This window comes from Robertmurraya sp. (assembly GCF_036676585.1).
Classification (GTDB): Bacteria; Bacillota; Bacilli; order Bacillales; family Cytobacillaceae; genus Robertmurraya_A.
In genome coordinates, this window is sequence record NZ_JAKFCQ010000221.1 from 1 (window position 1) to 5,412 (window position 5,412).

General features: G+C 37.1%; 5 protein-coding genes. All 5 read right to left on the reverse strand.

Features of this window, described 5'->3' with window-relative positions; genetic code table 11:
- Positions 1 to 210: 210 nt before the first annotated feature.
- Entirely contained in the window at positions 211 to 999 is a 789-nt protein-coding gene (locus ACGLXV_RS25700; protein WP_391560860.1) for a phosphotransferase enzyme family protein, read from the reverse strand.
- A 110-nt stretch (positions 1,000 to 1,109) separates the two neighbouring features.
- Positions 1,110 to 2,543 (reverse strand): glycoside hydrolase family 32 protein, encoded by a 1,434-nt coding sequence (locus ACGLXV_RS25705; protein ID WP_391560861.1) that lies wholly within the window; start codon positions 2,541 to 2,543, stop codon positions 1,110 to 1,112.
- A gap of 12 nt (positions 2,544 to 2,555) precedes the next feature.
- Positions 2,556 to 3,389: a carbohydrate ABC transporter permease gene (locus ACGLXV_RS25710; protein ID WP_391560862.1), complete on the reverse strand. Its 834-nt coding sequence runs from the start codon at positions 3,387 to 3,389 to the stop codon at positions 2,556 to 2,558.
- Complete coding sequence (locus ACGLXV_RS25715) at positions 3,386 to 4,327, reverse strand: carbohydrate ABC transporter permease (RefSeq protein WP_391560863.1); 942 nt, start codon at positions 4,325 to 4,327, stop codon at positions 3,386 to 3,388. The genes ACGLXV_RS25710 and ACGLXV_RS25715 overlap by 4 nt, the downstream gene beginning before the upstream one ends.
- Before the next feature lie 71 nt (positions 4,328 to 4,398).
- Positions 4,399 to 5,412 (reverse strand): extracellular solute-binding protein (locus tag ACGLXV_RS25720; protein WP_391560864.1); only part of this gene is annotated, 1,014 nt, incomplete at its 5' end.

The window sequence follows — 5,412 nt, forward strand, 5'->3', positions numbered from 1 at the left end:
TGAATTTGATGAACTTTTCTTGATGGTTTAAAATCCATGAAACTCTTCGTGCACCCTTACGAATATACTTTTTGACCGTATCAATAGAGTCCACCCCGTCCCAATAACGGCCAAGAAAATGGATAAACACATCTAAACTCCGGAGCTGAATTAGAAGAGGAAGGGCATGAATTTCTTCATCTGTCAGCTTAATTCTACTGCCATATCCCGTTAGGAAGGCAGAAATCTTTTCAAAATAATGGTCTCATCTTCTACATCATCTATAAAATCTGAAATAGAAACCGCAACTTCCATGACTCGTAAATCATGAGTAACAAATTCAAAATCAAGAATGGCGGAAATCTCCCCATCCCCAGCCGAAAGAATGTTGGAAGCATTTAAATCTCCATGGACGAGCTGATGAGGTAGTCTTTTTAAAAATGGGACTCTGTATTGAAATGAAACTAGTTGTTTGTAAATAATTAATAATTCTTGAGCTAATTCCACAAAGTCCTCAGGTGGATTTAGGGAAAAATCTTTAATCTGATCCAATGAACATCTTGGGTGCGTATGATCCATATCATAATACGGTCTATATACAGGAAGTTGATTTACACTGATCTCGGCAAGTTCTGCAGTAAGTTGACCAGCCGCCATACCAAATGAATAGATTTGTTCAACGTCCTCTAGGGCAGGATTCGTCCCATCGATAAATCTAAACAATCCTGCAAGAAATCCGGATCGAGTTTTGACAATGGTTTGCCCATCTTTTGTTCTTATCGGTACTGGTATGGATAAGGAAAGAGGCCGTTCTTTTAATGATAGTAATACAGCATGTTCAAAGTGTACCTTCCTTTCATCTTGATGGGTTTCGTAAATTCTCAGTACGTGTTTCTCATCGTTTGCCAGAATAAATAGGATTGTATTGTTTTCCCCACTTGGCCCGGGAACAATCTCCCATTTTTCAATTGGGAAGTACAAAGGGACTATTTCTTCAATATAGGATAAGTATTTTTTCATCTTATTTAAAAATCCTTTTTAAATAGAATCTATCACGTACAGGAAAAAGAAGATAGTATTTAAGTAAATAAACAGCCCTGTTGTTAAACAGAGCTGTGTTATTTCGTTTATTAAGAACTAAACGCCTCATAACGAACTTCTTTTAATTGGGCTCCTTTTCCTGAAAGGACAATGCTTGTTCCTTTTTCTTTTTCATATGCCGTAAATGTTACGACTTTTTCTCCCTTATTCACAAAGATTTCAACTGAATGAAGATCCACATAAATTTCTAGTGTGATTTCTTCATTGTTAAAACAGTCATGTACGGTAATTGGTTCACTATCTCCATAATCAGATGTAATCACAACAGAATTGGAAGATGGATCCACACTCAGACGTGTTGCTGTTTTATCTTCCTTGTTTAATTCAACAACAAACGATTCACTCTTAGATAATAGTGATAGGGATAAATATCCTGTTCTTCCGCTTTCAATGTGCAAGTCCTCATTTAATGTAACATGTTCATGAACAGCAACGGGTGTGAAATAATCTTCATGGTTAATAAAAGCTTGTTGAATCAATGTGTTGTTTTTGATGTGTAACTTTCTTGGTAAACTCATCATGCCATTATAGCCGTACTCTTTTGGTGGTGTTGCTTTTGTCCAACGATGCATCCATCCAATTAAAAGTCTCTCTCCGTTTTGACCGTCCGTTGTTTGAGGTGCGTAAAACGTTGCATAATCTAGCAAGCCCTTTGCCTCAGGAGTGAATGCTCCGTTTTCAAAATCCATGTGTCCAATCACATAAGACGTCTTTTTCTCTACTTCTCCGTCAAATTCAGGGTCGCATGGCATTTCTGAGAAAATTAGCACATCTTTTCCGTCTAAGTGGAAGAGATCTGGACATTCTAGTAACGTATTTTCTTCAAATGACATTTGGAATATTGAAGAATGAAAGCTCCACTGAAGTAAATCTTTTGATTGGAACATGATGATTTCACCACGACGTTTCTCGTTTCTTACCGCTAATACACAGTAGTATACCCCGTCACGCTCTAACACTTTTGGGTCTCTGAAATCACAAATGAGATACCCTTCTGGCAATTCTTTTTCCCCAATCACGGGATTTAATTTGGATTTTTCGAAATGGATACCATCCTCTGATACTGCAACACACTGACGTTCAGCAATTTGTGATTCATCTTTATCAAAGCCTAAGTTAGGATCAATATGCCCTGTATAAATGAGATAGAGCTTGCCATCCTTTTCAATCGCACTTCCAGAAAAACATCCGTTTGCATCATACGCTTTGTCATTGGCCATCGCTACGGGAAGGTACTCCCAATTGACAAAATCATTTGTTGTTGCATGACCCCAATGCATGTCATTCCATACAATGTCATACGGGTAATACTGATAAAAGAGCTGGTATTTCCCTTTGTAAAAGGAAAAACCATTGGGGTCATTGAGCCATCCGATTTCTGGTGAAAAGTGAAAATGTGGGCGGTTATTTGTTTTATGTTTGTTTTCTTTGATATAGTCGTTTGCTTTTTGTAGTCGATTCATAGGGCACCTCTTCTATTTAATTCCACTTTGCATGGAACCTTCCACAATGTATTTTTGGAAAATGATATAAAGAATAACAATTGGAATCGTTACGATTGTTAGTGCTGCCATCATGTGACTTGTGAAAATGTTATACGTGTCTGCAAAAACCGCATTAAGGGCAACTTGAATTGGCATCAAATCTGCGTTTGATAACGCCATAACTGGCCATAAAAAATCATTCCATGATGCTAAGAACGTTAAAATCCCAACTGTAATATACATATTTAAGCTTGACGGCATGACGATTCGGAAGAAACATCCTACTTCACTTAGTCCGTCGATTTTTCCTGATTCAATCAATTCACCAGGGAAGGATAAGAAATGTTGTCTGAATAAGAATATGTTCATCACATTGATGATAAATGGCAGCAAATAACCTGGAATCGTGTTGATTAATCCCATCTCATTTACCACTAAAAACAATGGAAGAATGGTCGCTTCAATTGGCACAATCATAAGTGCGATAATAAAAATTAAAATCCAATCCTTAAATGGAAATTTAAACCTTGCTAGTGCATATCCTGCCAATGAATTGATGGTTAATCCTACAACCACTGTAACAGATGCATAAATCAAACTATTTCCAACGTTCTTAAAGATGTTATAAAAACCTAATAACTCCACATAGGAATCAAACGAAAGATCAGAAAATCTTGGAACAAAGGCAAAGATTGTACCCATATCTTTGTAAATCACTTCATCGATTTTAAATGAAGAAAGAATCATCCAAATAAGAGGAAGTAAAAATTGTAATGCCACAAGAGAAGCCAAGATATAAAACAAGGTTTTCTTTACAATTTTCATGCTGCTCTCTCCTCTCTAAATAGCTTTTTAATAATGATTGAGATAACGACTAAGAAAATTGTGAATACTAATGTAATGGCACTTGCATATCCAATGTTTCGGTGACGGAATCCATACTCATAAATGTATTGCAAAATGGTAATCGTTGAGTAATCTGGACCTCCACCTGTCATAACCATCGGTTGAACAATGAGTTTAAACGCCTGAATCGTGGTGGTAATCACTAAAAACATCAGAATGGGTTTTAATGACGGAATGGTAATAAATAAAAACTTTTGGAACGCATTGGCTCCGTCAATATCCGCTGCTTCATAAAGGCTTCCATCAATATTTTTAAGTCCTGCTAAAAAGATCATCATTTGATACCCACACCCTGACCATGCAGAGATCGCAATGATCGTATACATTGCTTGAGACGCACTTGAGAGGAAAGGCTGCTTTGAAATCCCAACATTCGCAAGGAGCTCATTAATTAATCCAGATGTTGGGTTTAACATAACCGTCCATAGGATTGAGATAACAACAAGAGATAAAACAGCTGGTGAAAAATACGCGGTACGGAAGAACCCTACGCCTCTGATTTTTTTGTTAACAATAAGTGCAAGTCCAAGGGCCATCGACAGTTGCAGAGGAACAACAAACACCACAAACTTAATCGTGTTTTTAAAACTTTGGATCAACACTTCATCTGTCATCATTCGCTTAAAGTTTTCAAGTCCAATAAATTCTTTGTCGTTTGGTTTTAATAAATAGTAATCCGTAAACCCGTACGTAAATGCTAGAATAATTGGTAATACAATGAATAGAATCGCAAGAATTAAAGCAGGTGTTAAAAATCCGTAAGCGGACACGATATCTCTTGTTTTATAATGTTCACTTTGTCTGAGGTGTTCGGTTGTATTTCTCACTTTTACAATACGTTTGATCAATTTTTTCATGGTTCACACCCCTTTTTAAAAAAAGAGTAAGAGGTGAGGTCATTGCCTCACCTCTTACTTTTTACAAACGATTATTTTTTGTACTTTGCAAATTCCAATTCAATTTTCTTCGATGCATCGTCTAAATATTTCTTGATTGTTGCTTCATCTGTCGCTTTGTTTTGAGCGATTTTTAGAATAACGTCTTTTGCAAAGGTTTCAGAAAGATAAGGATATCCAGGTGATACCGGACGAGATTTGTTTGTGTTTTCCACTTGATACTTTAATACGGTCCAAGCATCGTTGTGAGATGGATTGTCTGTATTTGTATCAATCGCGTCAACGGAATTGATTCTTGTTGGAATAGAACCGTTTTTAGCGAAATATTCTTTTGATGCTTCGTCGTTAGTTAACCATTCCATGACTTCAACGATTTGCTTGATGCGTTCTTCGTCTTCTTCTTGTCCGTTACGTACAAATGCCCAAGAACCTGATGGTGTGTATAACCCATCGAAGTCTTTACTCATTTTCGGATAACGAACAGTTTTGAATTTTAAGTCAGGATAATTATTGATCAGTTCATTTACATACCAGAATCCGCTAACTGATAGTGCTGATTTTCCCGTATGGAATGTTTTTTCAGATTCTGTCGCACTAGCAAGTGCTGGTTCAGCAAATAATTGCGCATACTTTGTTAATGCTTCTACACTTTTGTCACTGTTTAAGACGCCATCAACTGTGACACCATCTTCAGCGACGATGTTTGCATCATTTCCCCAAAGAAGTGGGGTGAAGTAGTATGTTCCTAATTCATAGGCACCTGCAGTAATATCTGTTAGTAATAAACTTACAGCCGCTTCATAATTTGCAAACACTGGATCATCCGACGTTTTTGCAAACTCGTCCACTTTTCTTGATAATTCAATAAATTGATCCCATGTCCAGTCTTGATCAAGTGAAGGAACTAATGCTTTTATATCTTCAGGTAGTGCATTGATCATGTCTTCGTTATACATGATGGCTACGCCTGAGTCTGAATAACCCATTCCGTAGAATTTCCCGTCCACTGTTCCTTGGTCGATGATCGCTTGCGTGAATCCATCTTT

What these genes read in the sequence shown, in the direction of transcription:
- ACGLXV_RS25700 (WP_391560860.1), bottom strand. Translation starts at nt 999, where the DNA reads ATGAAAAAATACTTATCCTATATTGAAGAAATAGTCCCTTTGTACTTC.
- ACGLXV_RS25705 (WP_391560861.1), bottom strand. Translation starts at nt 2,543, where the DNA reads ATGAATCGACTACAAAAAGCAAACGACTATATCAAAGAAAACAAACAT.
- ACGLXV_RS25710 (WP_391560862.1), bottom strand. Translation starts at nt 3,389, where the DNA reads ATGAAAATTGTAAAGAAAACCTTGTTTTATATCTTGGCTTCTCTTGTG.
- ACGLXV_RS25715 (WP_391560863.1), bottom strand. Translation starts at nt 4,327, where the DNA reads ATGAAAAAATTGATCAAACGTATTGTAAAAGTGAGAAATACAACCGAA.